At 66.1% G+C, this 12,641-nt stretch carries 19 protein-coding genes and 1 tRNA gene; 7 read left to right on the top strand and 13 right to left on the bottom strand.

Features of this window, described 5'->3' with window-relative positions:
* Nucleotides 1–22: 22 nt before the first annotated feature.
* The 9 genes from H4F70_RS06175 to H4F70_RS21095 all read right to left on the bottom strand — a co-directional run bounded on the left by H4F70_RS06175 (nucleotide 23) and on the right by H4F70_RS21095 (nucleotide 3,939).
* Nucleotides 23–412 carry a hypothetical protein gene (locus tag H4F70_RS06175; RefSeq protein ID WP_182359425.1) on the bottom strand — a complete coding sequence of 130 codons (390 nt, stop codon included), beginning with the start codon at nucleotides 410–412 and terminating at the stop codon, nucleotides 23–25.
* Nucleotides 409–627 (bottom strand): hypothetical protein, encoded by a 219-nt coding sequence (locus H4F70_RS06170; protein WP_182359423.1) that lies wholly within the window; start codon nucleotides 625–627, stop codon nucleotides 409–411. Before H4F70_RS06170 ends, H4F70_RS06175 begins: the two co-directional genes overlap by 4 nt.
* The gene (locus H4F70_RS06165; protein WP_182359421.1) at nucleotides 624–968 is read right to left on the bottom strand and encodes a hypothetical protein; all 345 of its coding nucleotides are present in this window, start codon (nucleotides 966–968) and stop codon (nucleotides 624–626) included. Before H4F70_RS06165 ends, H4F70_RS06170 begins: the two co-directional genes overlap by 4 nt.
* On the bottom strand, nucleotides 968–1,555 hold the full coding sequence (locus H4F70_RS06160; protein ID WP_182359419.1) for an ERF family protein: 588 nt from the start codon (nucleotides 1,553–1,555) through the stop codon (nucleotides 968–970). The genes H4F70_RS06165 and H4F70_RS06160 overlap by 1 nt, the downstream gene beginning before the upstream one ends.
* Nucleotides 1,552–1,911, bottom strand: coding sequence for a hypothetical protein (locus tag H4F70_RS06155; RefSeq protein WP_182359418.1), 360 nt, complete (start codon nucleotides 1,909–1,911; stop codon nucleotides 1,552–1,554). Before H4F70_RS06155 ends, H4F70_RS06160 begins: the two co-directional genes overlap by 4 nt.
* Nucleotides 1,908–2,750, bottom strand: coding sequence for a PD-(D/E)XK nuclease family protein (locus tag H4F70_RS06150; protein WP_182359416.1), 843 nt, complete (start codon nucleotides 2,748–2,750; stop codon nucleotides 1,908–1,910). The genes H4F70_RS06155 and H4F70_RS06150 overlap by 4 nt, the downstream gene beginning before the upstream one ends.
* Nucleotides 2,751–3,059: 309 nt before the next feature.
* Nucleotides 3,060–3,236 carry a hypothetical protein gene (locus H4F70_RS06145; protein ID WP_182359414.1) on the bottom strand — a complete coding sequence of 59 codons (177 nt, stop codon included), beginning with the start codon at nucleotides 3,234–3,236 and terminating at the stop codon, nucleotides 3,060–3,062.
* Between the two features lie 302 nt (nucleotides 3,237–3,538).
* On the bottom strand, nucleotides 3,539–3,727 hold the full coding sequence (locus H4F70_RS06140) for a hypothetical protein (protein WP_182359412.1): 189 nt from the start codon (nucleotides 3,725–3,727) through the stop codon (nucleotides 3,539–3,541).
* Entirely contained in the window at nucleotides 3,724–3,939 is a 216-nt protein-coding gene (locus H4F70_RS21095; protein WP_182359410.1) for a helix-turn-helix transcriptional regulator, read from the bottom strand. Before H4F70_RS21095 ends, H4F70_RS06140 begins: the two co-directional genes overlap by 4 nt.
* 156 nt (nucleotides 3,940–4,095) lie before the next feature.
* Between H4F70_RS21095 and H4F70_RS06130 the strand changes: the two genes are divergently transcribed.
* From H4F70_RS06130 to H4F70_RS06120, 3 genes are all read left to right on the top strand, one after another.
* Nucleotides 4,096–4,449, top strand: coding sequence for a hypothetical protein (locus tag H4F70_RS06130; protein ID WP_182359408.1), 354 nt, complete (start codon nucleotides 4,096–4,098; stop codon nucleotides 4,447–4,449).
* Nucleotides 4,450–4,515: 66 nt separating this feature from the next.
* Entirely contained in the window at nucleotides 4,516–5,619 is a 1,104-nt protein-coding gene (locus H4F70_RS06125) for a tyrosine-type recombinase/integrase (protein ID WP_182359406.1), read from the top strand.
* Nucleotides 5,603–6,040, top strand: coding sequence for a hypothetical protein (locus tag H4F70_RS06120; protein ID WP_182359405.1), 438 nt, complete (start codon nucleotides 5,603–5,605; stop codon nucleotides 6,038–6,040). The genes H4F70_RS06125 and H4F70_RS06120 overlap by 17 nt, the downstream gene beginning before the upstream one ends.
* Before the next feature lie 54 nt (nucleotides 6,041–6,094).
* Here the strand turns inward: H4F70_RS06120 and H4F70_RS06115 are convergent, their stop codons facing one another.
* Together H4F70_RS06115 and H4F70_RS06110 are read right to left on the bottom strand one after the other, a co-directional pair.
* Nucleotides 6,095–6,313, bottom strand: coding sequence for a hypothetical protein (locus tag H4F70_RS06115; protein ID WP_182359403.1), 219 nt, complete (start codon nucleotides 6,311–6,313; stop codon nucleotides 6,095–6,097).
* A 131-nt stretch (nucleotides 6,314–6,444) separates the two neighbouring features.
* The gene (locus tag H4F70_RS06110) at nucleotides 6,445–6,726 is read right to left on the bottom strand and encodes a hypothetical protein (RefSeq protein WP_182359401.1); all 282 of its coding nucleotides are present in this window, start codon (nucleotides 6,724–6,726) and stop codon (nucleotides 6,445–6,447) included.
* Between the two features lie 166 nt (nucleotides 6,727–6,892).
* Between H4F70_RS06110 and H4F70_RS06105 the strand changes: the two genes are divergently transcribed.
* The 3 genes from H4F70_RS06105 (at nucleotide 6,893) to H4F70_RS06095 (ending at nucleotide 7,670) form a co-directional block, all read left to right on the top strand.
* Nucleotides 6,893–7,162 carry a hypothetical protein gene (locus H4F70_RS06105; protein ID WP_182359399.1) on the top strand — a complete coding sequence of 90 codons (270 nt, stop codon included), beginning with the start codon at nucleotides 6,893–6,895 and terminating at the stop codon, nucleotides 7,160–7,162.
* Between the two features lie 68 nt (nucleotides 7,163–7,230).
* Nucleotides 7,231–7,491 (top strand): hypothetical protein, encoded by a 261-nt coding sequence (locus H4F70_RS06100; RefSeq protein ID WP_182359397.1) that lies wholly within the window; start codon nucleotides 7,231–7,233, stop codon nucleotides 7,489–7,491.
* Nucleotides 7,488–7,670, top strand: a complete 183-nt coding sequence (locus H4F70_RS06095) for a helix-turn-helix transcriptional regulator (RefSeq protein ID WP_182359395.1) — start codon at nucleotides 7,488–7,490, stop codon at nucleotides 7,668–7,670. The genes H4F70_RS06100 and H4F70_RS06095 overlap by 4 nt, the downstream gene beginning before the upstream one ends.
* 42 nt (nucleotides 7,671–7,712) lie before the next feature.
* Here H4F70_RS06095 and H4F70_RS06090 read toward each other — a convergent pair.
* A tRNA-Lys gene (locus H4F70_RS06090) sits at nucleotides 7,713–7,785 on the bottom strand.
* Between the two features lie 330 nt (nucleotides 7,786–8,115).
* Here H4F70_RS06090 and H4F70_RS06085 point away from each other — a divergent pair.
* Entirely contained in the window at nucleotides 8,116–10,647 is a 2,532-nt protein-coding gene (locus H4F70_RS06085; RefSeq protein ID WP_182359394.1) for an ATP-dependent Clp protease ATP-binding subunit, read from the top strand.
* A gap of 102 nt (nucleotides 10,648–10,749) precedes the next feature.
* On the opposite strand, the gene H4F70_RS06080 is transcribed toward H4F70_RS06085, so the two are convergent.
* A complete protein-coding gene (locus H4F70_RS06080) occupies nucleotides 10,750–12,552 on the bottom strand; it encodes an AMP-binding protein (RefSeq protein WP_182359392.1) in 1,803 nt (600 codons plus the stop codon).
* Between the last annotated feature and the right edge of the window lie 89 nt (nucleotides 12,553–12,641).

Genomic DNA, 12,641 nt, shown 5'->3' with positions numbered 1-12,641 from the left:
GACCGCAGTAGTGGGTCCTGTCCTACGCGCCACTCTTCCCGGCAAGGCTCATCTCAGCCCGCAGATTCGCACTACGCGTCTGCAACGAATCCTTCTCCCGATCCAACGCCCGCGTCAGATCACGCGCATACTCATACGCAGACTGAGCCACCGCGAAAGCCTCCCGCGCCTCACGCACACGCAAATGCACCCGCGCGTCACGCTCAGCCACAGTCAACTTCCCGCCGGCCGAATCCTCCACCACGTCCAACAGTGCATGAGCACGCTCAGACGCAAGCCGTTCCTCGGCCACCGCGAGCCCGTCACGGACACGCCGCAGTTCGTCCGGTGCCCTCTGAATGGCGGACTCAACTTCCATGAGTCGCACAGTGATGTAGTCAATGCTGTCGTGTGGTTCTACTGCCACGGTCACGCGTATGCCCTTTCGTTGTGTTCCTTGAACTCGCGTCCAGCCCATGCGACCGCGACGCCCATCAGCGTCAGCGGCCACACGAGCGCAAGGATGAACGCGAGTACGGTCACTGCAAGGAGGTCCCGCATTCGTGTCGGGTTGAACAGGTCCAGCAGCCACCAGTGAATGAGTGCCCCGATGGGCATACAGGCGAGGAAGTATGCGGATGCCATCACGCGCCCGCCTTCCGCCCGACGTACGCCGCCATCAGCGCCGCCGCATACCCCGCCACAACCTCCGGCCGGTCAATCGGATTCGGCACGCCCAGGGACCCGACGCTTTGCGCGCCGCGTCGCTCGGACACGACCACCTCGCCGTCACGGAAAGGCGTACCGTCCACCGGGAAGATGGTGCGGCCCATGTCGTCGTATTTTGGTTCGGGCAGTTTCACCACCGCGTAGCCTGCACGCCGTATAGAGGCCAGAACCTCAGCGGCAATAAAGCCCGAGTCATCGTCGTTGGTGATCCCGTCCTCTACCTCATCTTCAATCAGGTTGCACAGGTTGGTGTCACTCATCACGCCCCCTTAATCGTCTCGATAAAGTCCCGCAACAGAACCACATCAGCGCACTCAGAAATCTTGCCCTCACCGCCGATAGCCGCGAACTCGTCCGCCGCCTCATCCGGGCCAATCCCCTTCGCCTTCAACAAGGCCACCGCATCCGCAATCAACCCCACATGCTCAGGCTCTTGCACGTCGTAATCCTCGTCAGGGTCCGGCTCATCAGTCGGCAACATCAACGTCTGCAACAGCGCCGTACGCAACGCGACAGACATAGCCTTAGCCGTGCCCTTATCCGCCATATCGTTACCCTCAGCCGCGACCATGACCGTAAGCGCGTCCTCCGGCCCGTGAAACGTGTACGCCACCATCACGCGCACCGACGTTGCCGCAGTCTTGTTCTTCCCGAACACGATGGGCACATACTCCACAGACCGCACTTCCGGCGTCACCGCCACACCATGCGCCGCGAGCGCCGAATGACACGCATTCACCACCGCATCAATGCCACGGAAGTTGAACTTTTGGCCACTGTTGTAACCGTCTTTGCGTACCGCCCCGATCTCTTTGGACACCAACGGCAGCAGTTCAGCAACCTTCACGCGTACGCCTCCGCATCCGCACGTCGGACAGCCTCAGCCCACGACGCGCCGCCGTCCTGCGCATCCTGAGCCCAGAACACCCAATCAGCCGCCTTACCCCGGTGGCCACGACCGCGCAGCAGAGTAGCCGCGTCCTCGCCGTAACCGTCGTTCCGCGAATCCCAATCCACCAGCGTCTCAACAATGTTCGGATCGTCAGACAGGTTGTAGACCGCGTGCCCCACAAGGCAATGCGGCTGAGCATGACCGCCCACGACCGCCGAATACCGGTTCGCCGGCTCCGGCGTCACCCGATCAGGCTCCACGCCCGCCAGCCGCCGAATCTCTCCCACCAGTTCACCCAGAGTGAAGTTCACGCCATCGCCTCCAACGGCTTCGTCTTCCGAATCTCAGTCACCCGCGCCGCCAACCGCGCAGCCTCCCAGCCACGCGCCAAATCCAACGGGTACATATCAGCGCGCGGCTTAGACCCGCGCACCGGAACGTGAATCAGCAGACCGTGATCCAAGTCCACCGACTCATGCAGCGGGGAACGGTGCCCCGTCTCCTGCACGTAACGGACGCCATGCGCATAGCACGCCACCTGCGTCTCAACCTTCAACGGGAACCGAGGATCAGACGCCCCCGTTTTCAGGTCCGCAACCGCGACCGTGCCCGTCTCCCGGTGGCGAACGAGTTTGTCCAGCGACCCCGCCACCTGCAAGTCGTCCACGACCACGAACACCTCAGTGTCCAGAACCTCCCAATCGGCCATCGCCTCCCGGTACCGGTCCAGCCACGGGCGGAACATTTCCGGCACGAACTCCGGTTCCTGCCCCTGGTCCACCAGTTCCGCAATCGTGTGGAACGCCGTACCCAGGCCCGCGCCATCGTCCGACGACGCCGCCAGTTGGGCACGCTCCACCAACTTGCGCATGTGCGTCTTGGCTTCCCGCCACGGGTCCCGATGCTGAGACACAAGGCCCGCAAGTTGCGCGTGCACACTCCGGTCCCGCACCACGCCCACCGCAGTCTGAGCGGCCATCCAATCAATCAGCCCGCTCTTATCGTCCAGAGCGCCGGCCAGTGTGGACACCCGCCGGTACGCGGTGCCGTTGGTCGGAGTCTTGCGCCGCCCCTCGTACTGCAAGGGTCCGCCGTCTGTTGTCACGAACGGCCGGCCCCAACGGTCACGTGCTACGCTGTAGTCCGTCACTTTCCACCTTCCAAGATCAGCAGCGCTCCAACGCCGCACAACACGACAGCCACCACGACGCCAACCACGACGAGCAACGCCAGTAACTCGCCCGGATGTTTCGGTGGCTCAGGGAACGTCACAGTTCCTCGTCAAACTGAACACGCCTACGGGTACGCCGCTTCTCATCCGGCGTCCCGTAAACAAGGTCGTCAAGGTCACGGGGCAGCCCCGCGACCTCATAGCCGCGTGCGCATGGTTCCCGGTATCCCGCGTCAGCGAGAATCTGGTCGGCCCATTGCGCTAGTTCCAGCCGGTTACGCCCCACCGTCAGACCTCCACGGTTTCAGCGTCGATCACATCGTCCGCAACCACCATGCGGTATGCGCACCACGGGCAATCGCATTCCGAGTAGCAGCCTTCAAGCGCCAGCGCAGACAGTGCCTTGACCGCGAGCGTCAGCACGTGCACCGGCACGGACACCTTCGTGTCCCCAGAATCATTCATCACAAGTCACTTCCAGTGATGCAACCCATGCGGGTCGCGTTGTCAAAGTCCTTGCGCCACTGACACACTGCGCCTTCCCTCGCCCCGAGGTGCACCCGCACGGACAAGTCAACGTGCGGGCTCCCCAAAGCGGTGTAGGCCCATGATGCTGGTAACCCGTATCTCGCAGCCCCAGCGGCTCATTCGGTTATGAAAGAACATGCGCTCACGATTGACCGGCTCGTGGCAGCCGTGCGGAACCTCGTCCGCTGAGTGCCCGGTAGGGGAATCGAACCCCCGCTAACCGTTCCGGGCTATCCGTGCTATGCGCTCAGGTTTGGTAGTCCGACCATCCATCCGGCCAGGTCGTCACTCTTGATCCACCACGGCCCGCGTGGGGTCCGCTGGTATCCGCGCAGCCGGCCCGACCACAGCGCCCGGTGAATCGTCTTGGTGCTGCACGCCGCGTCGCGCGCCGCTTGCGTCACAGTGACGAATGCGCCCCGCGTCATCGTCCGACCGTCACAAGTTCGTGAAGAGGCTTCCGCGTGGTGACACACAGTGCGGCAATAAAAGGGTTGGATGGTATCCTTTCCCCCGCCTCAACAAGCCGGATGGTTTCCCGCGAAACCCCGAGCAACTGGGCAAATGCCTGTTCACTCTTCACGCCGGCCTGCTTGCGTGCCCGGTCCAGAACACCCGCACGAACCCGAATGACTGCCATCGCTCTTGCCCTTCGCTCTGCCTCGCTGACATGAAGAAGATTGCCACACTTCCGTGGCAAATGCCAACAGTGTAGTTCGCCCACCGGGATGCGATTTGGCATCGTGGCAGGTCAGCCGTGTTGTTTTTGCCCACAAAACGTGGCAAACTGCAACACATGAACGAGGACAGCCGTACCCCAAGCGACTGGATCGACCAAGCGACACAAGGAGACTCAGGGCGCGCCCTAGCCGCAAAAGCCGGCGTCGAACAGAGCGCACTACGCCGCAGGCGCAAGAACGGCACCGTAACCCCCGGTGACATCATCGCCATAGCCCGCGCATACCAGTTGCCAGTCGTGGACGCACTCGTAGAAACCGGCTTCATCACACGCGACGAAGCCCTGTACTCAGGGGCACGCGCAGCCGTCGCCGACGTGAGCGACGTTGAACTATCCCGCGAGTTCCTGCGCAGACTCCACGACGCAGACCCCGAAACGGACGGTCCCCCGCCAGAGGACTACATCATCTGACGATCCGGCCGGCCCCGCGCGCCTAGCCCCACAGGCGGGCGCGCGGGAAGAAAGGAAGGGGCACCCGTGGGTTGGGCTGAACAACTCCCCAGCGGCAAGTACCGTGCCGTCTACCGTGACGCAGACGGACGCCGCCGCAGCGCAGGCACCTACCACCGCAAAACCGACGCCAGACGCGCAGCCAACAAGACAGAGGACGCAGAACGAGACACGCCCACCGCCGCAGACCTCCACGGCATCACGTGGGGAGCATGGCAACGGCACTGGCAAGCGTCCCGGTCGGTCGCTGAGTCCACCGCGCGCACCGACAACGCGCGCATACGAGACCACCTCACGCCACAGTGGGGAGACACCAAGTTGAAGAGCATCACGCGCACCGACGTGCAAACGTGGGTTACGCGCCTGAAAGACTCCGGCATGGCAGCCGCCACCGTCGAACGCTGCTACATGCTCTTATCCGCCAGCATGAAAGCCGCAGTCGGCGCACGAGCAATCACCACCAACCCGTGCCAGGGCGTGAAGCGGCCACAGCCGGCCCCGCAGGCAGACCGGTACTTGGCAGACGATGAGTACGCCGCCATCCGCAAACCCCTAGACGCAGAGGACAAACACGCCGCAGACCTCATGCTGCACACCGGGCTACGTCTCGGTGAAGCCGTCGCCCTCCACGCTCAGCACGTCAACCTAGACGCGCTAGAGGTGACGGTCACGTGGGCATACGACCCCGTGGCGAAACTGTTCAAACCGCCCAAAGACCACCAGGCGCGCCCCGTACCCATCAGCGCCCGGTACGCGAAAGCACTTGCCCCCCTCGTCCACGACGCCCTGCAACGAGACCCGCCAGACCTCCCCTATACCAAAGGGCGCAAACCGCACACCGGGCTAATCCTCGCCAAACCGGACGGCAGCCCGATCAACACGGACACACTCCGCAAGCACTGGCAGGCAGCCGCACGCACCGCGTACGTAGGCACCGGCAAGCACCGCCGCAAGGTGGGTGCCGTCCGACTCCACGACCTCAGGCACACCTACGCGAGCCGGCTACTCCGCGCGGGCATCCCGATTGAAGAGGTGTCCCGCATACTTGGCCACGGCAGCATCACGACCACCATGAGGTACGCGCACCACGGTCAATCCCAATGGGATAAGGTCCGTGAAGCGCTCAACTGAAAGGCACATCATGGGATTCTGGGCAGACGTAGAACAGATCACGAAAGAGAAAGAGGCAGCGAAAGCGCTCAAGAACGCCACCAAACAGTACAACTACACCGTCAGTAAGACACTCAAAATCGAGGGCGGACAGGTCACCGCCGGCAAGCACACATTCCCGGTCACCGGCGTGACCGCAGCGCTAGAGGCGGGACTCACGCAACAGGGGCGCGTCACCGCAACCCGTCTCGTAGCCGGAACTCTCGCGTTCGGTGAAGCCGGAACCATCGCCGGTGGCATGGCGAAAAAGAACACCACGAATCTGTACGTCGTTTTCACCCACCCAGACGGCACGCAGACGACCGGAGAGGCGCGCGCCAAGGATGAGGGCAAGGTGCGCCAGTTTGTGGACACTGTGAACGCCGCCAGCGCCGCACTGTAGTCCACAAACACGAAAAGAGGGGCACCCCGGTAAGGGTGCCCCTCTTCGTCTCGCTCAGTAGTGGTACTTAAGGCTGTCTTCCTCGCCCTTCGGAATCTCGCGCCCGATCAGATCGAACCGCCGCATATCCGTCTTCACGACGTTGACCCGCGCCCCGTTCGCCGTCCTCTTAGGCGTGACCGTCTCGGAAACCTTGACCGCGTGGTACTTGATCGAGTGCCCCGCGCCGAAAAAGCAACGGCCAAACTCGTTCTCGAACTTGCAATCGTTCATGTTCGCGTCCCTCTGTAGTTGTTCCTGCCCTGTACTGAAACCAACAGTACACCCTTAACGGTCTATGTGCAAAACGGGTGCAGAGACAACGAAAGCGGGGCACCCCGTAGGATGCCCCGCCGGCCCGCGCACTACTCCGGGTAGTCCCGGAACTCGATCAGCCCCGGGAACTTGGCCACCGACTCCGCGCACCACGCGTGCTCAAACCCGCACGTGTCGCACAGGTCGTACGGGTTGACGCCCAACAGCCGCACGCCCTCCTGCCAGTCCAGGACGAACGACGCCACCGCGTCCGGGTTGTGCGCCCCGCAGTCCGCGAGCGCCCAGCCGTCCGCCACGCACTCGCCCCGCGTGGTGAGGGACGCGACGCCGTTGCAGCCGTCGAACGGGCAGGCGATGGAGACCGTAGCCATTGGGCTACCCCTAACTGCCCGGACCGTCCGGGCTCAGTGAGAACACTACACCCTTACCGGTCTATCGTGCAATTCCCGCCCCGTTTTGTACATACACCGGTAGTGGTGTACTGTTGGATTCATCAGCGAGGGAAAGTCCCCCGCAATCAACCCGAAAGGGGTCACCATGACCACCACCGCAACCGCCCTCCACCGGGTCAACCTCAACGTGAGCGAGTTTGACTCGTACTCGTACGTGGCGGGTCTGCGTTGCGAGTATGAGAACTCGCCCGGTCAGCCGTGCCTCCGTGGCATCCTGTGCTCGCAGTGCACAGAGACCCGGTGGGTGTTCGCGCGCCGCAACGAGATTGCGGACAACCTCTCGGACCTCGCACGGGATCGCCGCGCCACCGTGCGGACCGCAGCGCTTGCCGCCATTTGTGAACTCAACTGGTGAGCCGCGCGGGGGCATCCAACCGGGTGCCCCCGCCGCCCCGGCACCACACACAACCGAAAGGCGCGAACATGCCCACCATCACCGCCCCCGGACACCACGTGGAAGGCATCACCTACACCTCATGCCGCGATGGGCTCCTGTACAACGCAGACGGCAGTATCAACCGATCCCCCGCCCTCATCGCGCAAGGATGGGGAGACCAGATCAACGCTGTAGCGCGTGTGCTTGACCCCGCCCCCGACGTGCGCCCCGCCACGCAGGAACTCGTCCGCCGGCTCGCGTCCGCCGTATGGGACGTGCCAATCGAGTCTGTGATGATTGAGCCGTGATCCACTACCTGAGCCTTGGCGAAATCGCCGCACTGTTGGACCTGTCGGAGAACACGGTCAAGTCGTACTTCCGCAAGGGGATGCTTCCCGCGCCGGATGCGCGCGTGGGACGCAATCAGGGATGGCTAGAGGCGACGATCCTCGCATGGCACGCCACCCGCCCGTACGCGCCGCGATAGTCGCTCAGCGTCGCAATCAGGGGCCATTATGGCCCATCGTTGTGCCCCCCGTCGGGCTCGAACCGACGACCCACCGGTTAAAAGCCGGTTGCTCTACCAACTGAGCTAGAGGGGCGTGTGTCACCTTACAGAACCGGGCGCGTGGGGCAGGCAGCGGGAACGTTTGCCCCACGTTTGCCCCACGACCGGCCCCAGCGAAACCTTCCGCCGCAGGTCACAGGCTTGCAAGTGCCCACGTTCGCCCGGATTAAAAGTCCGTAGCTCTACCAACTGAGCTAAAGGGGCTCGGTCGGACACGATACTTGGCCTCAGTACATGCCCACCACACGACCCGCCTACGACAGACCTCACAGGGCCACGCTCAACCCTTGGCGATAAGCCCGGAATACCCGACCGAACCCCCTTGTTGGTTGAGTCAGAAGCACTCACATACAGGAGGCTGTACATGGCAGTGTTCAACGGGCCGGGTTCGTTCGGCCGTGGCGGCTCCGGCATTCCGGGCGGATTCGGCCAAGGCAACCCGTTCTCCGGCAACCCCGGCGGCCGTCGCCGCATCGAGCTGAGCGCCGTCGCCGACGAGGAGACGCAGAAGATCGTCGCGCAGGCGTTCGCGGAGGCACAGCGTCACGGCGAATCGGTCGTCGGCTCGCTGCGCATCCTGCACGCGGCCGCGCAGCACGAGCGTGTCGCGGCACTACTGCAGGCGGTGGGCCTGGGCCCCGCCGCGTTCCGTCCCACCGAGCTCCGCCCCGGCGCGGAGCAGTCCGGCTCCGCGTCGCCCGACGCCCCGTCGCTGGGGTTCGAGGGCAGCCGCGTCCTCAGCGAATCGCTCGAGGCCGCCAGGGCCACCGGTGCACAGCGCATCGCGCCCGAACACCTGCTGCTCGCCCTGGCCATGACTCCCGACCTTCCTGCGGGCCGGCAGCTGGGTGAAGCGGGCGCCACGCCCGATCGGCTCATCGCGGCGGCGCAGGGGCACGGCGCGGCGCAGGCCGGTGCGAATCCCGACGACGGAGCCGACTCGATGCTGGCGCAGTACGGTGACGACCTCACCGCGCGCGCCCGCGACGGGGGCTTCGACCCCGTCATCGGCCGCGGCGACGAGATCGAGCAGGTGGTGGAGATCCTGCTGCGCCGCACCAAGAACAACCCGGTGCTCATCGGCGAGGCGGGCGTGGGCAAGACCGCGATCGTCGAGGGCCTGGCCCAGCGCATCGCCGATGGCGACGTCCCCGAGCTCCTCCTCGGGCGCCGGGTCGTGGCGCTCGACCTCGCCGGGATGCTCTCCGGCACGCGCTACCGGGGCGATTTCGAAGAGCGGCTGACGAAGCTGCTCGACGAGATCTCCGCCGCCGAGGGGGAAACCCTCGTGTTCGTCGACGAGCTGCACACCATCGTGGGCGCGGGCGGTTCCGAGGGCGCCATGGACGCCGGCAACATCCTCAAGCCCAAGTTGGCGCGCGGCGACCTGCACATGATCGGAGCGACGACGCTCGACGAGTACCGCAAGAACATCGAGAAGGACCCCGCGTTGGAGCGGCGGTTCCAGCCGGTGTCGGTGGCCGAACCGAGCGTCGAGGACGCCGTGCTCATCCTCGCAGGGCTGCGCCCCGCCTACGAGAAGCACCACGGCGTGGCCTACACGGAGGAGGCGATCCGCGCCGCCGTCGAACTGTCCAAGCGGTACATGACCGACAGGCTGCTGCCGGACAAGGCGATCGACCTCATCGACCAGGCGGGCGCGCGCAAACGTCTCGCGAGCGTCGACACCGAGGCCTTGCACCGGGAGATCGCACGTCTGACCGCACAGAAGGACGATGCCGTCGCCGCGGAGGACTACGAGACCGCGGGGACCCTGCGTGACAAGGTCGCCTCGCTCGAGCAGCGGATCGACGCCGCGCAGGCCGAAGAATCGGCGGACGCGGGCGACGCCGAGTCCGACCCCGGCGCCGCGGATCGGACGGTGACGGCGGAGGACATCGCGGTCATCATCGCCCGCGCGACGGGGATCCCCGCCGACCGCATGACCGAGCACGAACGCGACCGGCTGGTGCGCCTCGAAGACGAGTTGCACGCGCGGGTCATCGGTCAGGACGACGCCGTGCACGCGATCGCGCGGGCCGTGCGCCGCAGCCGGGCCGGCATGTCCGATCCGAACCGGCCCGTCGGGAGCTTCCTGTTCCTGGGGCCGACGGGCGTGGGCAAGACCGAGCTGGCGAAGACACTCGCGCAGAGCCTGTTCGGCGATGCCGACCGGATGATCCGGCTGGACATGAGCGAGTTCGGCGAGCGGCACACCGCGAGCCGTCTCGTGGGCTCTCCCCCGGGCTACGTCGGGTACGGCGAAGCCGGTCAGCTCACCGAGAAGGTGCGGCGGAACCCGTACTCGGTGGTCCTCCTCGACGAGATCGAGAAGGCGCACCCGGACGTGTTCAACGTGCTGCTGCAGGTGCTCGACGACGGCCGCCTCACCGACGGCCAGGGTCGCACGGTCGACTTCACCAACACCGTGCTCATCATGACGAGCAACCTGGGCTCCGAGTTCATCTCGTCGCGCTCCGGCGGACTCGGGTTCGGCACGCTGGACGGGGACGACACCGAGAAGCAGGCCCGAGACCGGGTGATGGGTCGCCTGCGGGAGTCGTTCCGGCCAGAGTTCCTCAACCGCATCGACGAGGTGGTGGTGTTCCAGAAGCTCGCCGCCGAGCAGCTGCACCGGATCACCGACAAGCTCCTCGAGGACAGCCGCGAGCGGCTCGCCGCGCGGGAGATCGGGATCCGCTTCTCCGACGAAGTGGTCGGCTGGCTGGCCGAGCGCGGCCACCAGCCCGAATACGGTGCACGTCCGCTGCGGCGCACCATCCAGCGCGAGATCGACGACAGGGTCGCCGACCTGCTGCTGGACGACGGCGTGCACAGCGGCGACACCATCGAGGTGACGGTGGACGGCGACGAGCTGGCGCTGACCGCCGGCTGACCGGCGGTCGTCAGGCCCGCCCCGGACGACGGCGGCCCCCGGAGGATGCACCTCCGGGGGCCGCCGTCCGCCATCATGGGCTCTTACGCCGGGGACCTGTCCTTACGCCGGGGACCTGTCGTACTTCGCGTACTCCAACAGCAGTTCCTCGCGCACCGGCCCGTCGAGCTCGGCGTATTCGAGGGTCTTCGTGTCGCCGACGTACACGGTGTGCGCGTCCACCCACGATTCGCGGCGCAGCTTGGGCTTGTCGATCTTGCGGGTGGCCGTCACCGGGATCGTCGAGGTGATGCGCACGAAGCGCGGCGCCCACTTGGTGCCCAGATCCGGCTGGGCGGCCAGGAACCGGCCGAACTCGGCCGGGTCGAACGCGGTGCCGCCGAGCATCTGGATGGTCGCCATCACCTGGTCGCCCGTGCGCGGATCCGGCACCGGGTACACCGCGACCAGCGACACCCCGGGGAACCGGGCCAGGATCCGCTCCACCGGGGCGGCCGAGAAGTTCTCGCTGTCCACCCGCATCCAATCGCCCTTGCGTCCGGCGAAGTAGAAGAAGCCGTCGGCGTCCCGGTAGGCCAGGTCGCCGGTGCGGTAGGCCTCGCCGTCGATCCGGTCCGCAGTGGCCTCCGGATTCTTGTAGTACCCCTCGAACATCGCCGCGCCGTTGAGCGTGGTCAGCTCGCCGATCGCGGCGGCGGCGTTGGTGATCTTCCCGTCCGCGTCGAACTCGGCCGGCGGGCATTCGGCCCCGTCGTCGTCGAGCACCCGCACGTCCATGAAGATCGGCGGCCGCCCCAGCGACTGCGCGGGCGCATCGGGCGTCTGACTGACGATGCAGCCGCCCTCGGACGACCCGTAGCTTTCGATGGGCCGCACTCCGAACCGCCGCTCGAACTCGTCGCGATCGTGCGGTGCGGCCTCCGTGCCGAACACCGTGCGGAGCCGGGTGTCCGCCTCCTCCGGCGTCTCCGCCACGGCGAGGATGTAGGCGAGCGACCGGCCTACGTAATTGAAGAACGTCGCCCCGAACTTGCGCACGTCCGGAAGGAACCCGGACGCCGAGAACTTGCGGCGCATGCTGAACGTCGCGCCGGTGAACACCGACGGGGCCCAGCAGGAGAAGATCGCGTTGCCGTGGAACAGCGGCATCGAGTTGTAGGTGACGTCGTCGCGCACGAACGACAGGTGGTTGATCGCCGCGAGAGCCGCCAGCCGGCCGCTGCTGCAGATGACCGCCTTGGGGGCTCCGGTCGAGCCGGACGTGAACGTGAGCAGCAGGACCCGGGACGGGTCGTGCGCCTCCGGCACGTCCGGCACGTCGGAACCCGCCGCGTCGGCGAGCAGTCCGCGCCACCGCGCGCCCTCCACGTCGATGATCCGGTCGTCGTCGACGCCCGTGTCCAGACCGTCCAGCACCGCACCCTGCACCGCATCGGTGAGGATCAGGTCGCAGTCCACCCCGCGGATGTCGGCCGCGAGTTCCGCGCCCCGGCGGGTGGGGTTGATGCCCACCAGCGTCGCCCCCGAGAGCCCCGCCGCCGCGATGAGGAAGATGTACTCCGGCACGTTCTCGAGGAGCACGCCCACGTGGAAGTGCTTGCCGTCGCGCCGCAGCCCGCGCAGCACGACTGCGCGGTCGACGGCCTCCTGAACCACCTGCGCCCAGGACCACGTCGAGTCTTCGAACAGCATGCCCGGATGGTCGTCGCCGCGGCGCCGCATGAGGACGTCGGCGAAGGTGAGCCCCCGGGCCGCGGCCTCTTCCGGCAGCAGCCGCTCGACGTCCGCCGACTCGCTCGTCGGCGCCACGTACTCACCGTCTCCGCCGCGCGCCGCGCGCGTCGCCGTTTCCTCCGCGGGGCCGCTCGCCGTGACCCCGCCCGTGTTCCCGGTTCCGATCGTCATATCGCGCATCCCACCGTGCCGGGACCCACATTTTCAGCCGCGGTCCCACACATCGGACATATCGTGCGAAGGCCGTCCCCGGCGGACGC

Origin of the sequence: Tomitella gaofuii (assembly GCF_014126825.1) — a bacterium.
GTDB classification, from domain to species: Bacteria; Actinomycetota; Actinomycetes; order Mycobacteriales; family Mycobacteriaceae; genus Tomitella; species Tomitella gaofuii.
Note: the sequence above shows the minus strand (reverse complement) of the source record. Positions and strands in the feature narration are given on the sequence as shown.

Bases quoted from the DNA above. Each gene is read 5' to 3' on its own strand.
- H4F70_RS06165 (WP_182359421.1), bottom strand. From the start codon at position 968: ATGAGTGACACCAACCTGTGCAACCTGATTGAAGATGAGGTAGAGGAC.
- H4F70_RS06145 (WP_182359414.1), bottom strand. From the start codon at position 3,236: ATGAATGATTCTGGGGACACGAAGGTGTCCGTGCCGGTGCACGTGCTG.
- H4F70_RS06140 (WP_182359412.1), bottom strand. From the start codon at position 3,727: ATGACGCGGGGCGCATTCGTCACTGTGACGCAAGCGGCGCGCGACGCG.
- H4F70_RS21095 (WP_182359410.1), bottom strand. From the start codon at position 3,939: ATGGCAGTCATTCGGGTTCGTGCGGGTGTTCTGGACCGGGCACGCAAG.
- H4F70_RS06130 (WP_182359408.1), top strand. From the start codon at position 4,096: ATGAACGAGGACAGCCGTACCCCAAGCGACTGGATCGACCAAGCGACA.
- H4F70_RS06115 (WP_182359403.1), bottom strand. From the start codon at position 6,313: ATGAACGATTGCAAGTTCGAGAACGAGTTTGGCCGTTGCTTTTTCGGC.
- H4F70_RS06110 (WP_182359401.1), bottom strand. From the start codon at position 6,726: ATGGCTACGGTCTCCATCGCCTGCCCGTTCGACGGCTGCAACGGCGTC.
- H4F70_RS06105 (WP_182359399.1), top strand. From the start codon at position 6,893: ATGACCACCACCGCAACCGCCCTCCACCGGGTCAACCTCAACGTGAGC.
- H4F70_RS06100 (WP_182359397.1), top strand. From the start codon at position 7,231: ATGCCCACCATCACCGCCCCCGGACACCACGTGGAAGGCATCACCTAC.
- H4F70_RS06085 (WP_182359394.1), top strand. From the start codon at position 8,116: ATGGCAGTGTTCAACGGGCCGGGTTCGTTCGGCCGTGGCGGCTCCGGC.
- H4F70_RS06080 (WP_182359392.1), bottom strand. From the start codon at position 12,552: ATGACGATCGGAACCGGGAACACGGGCGGGGTCACGGCGAGCGGCCCC.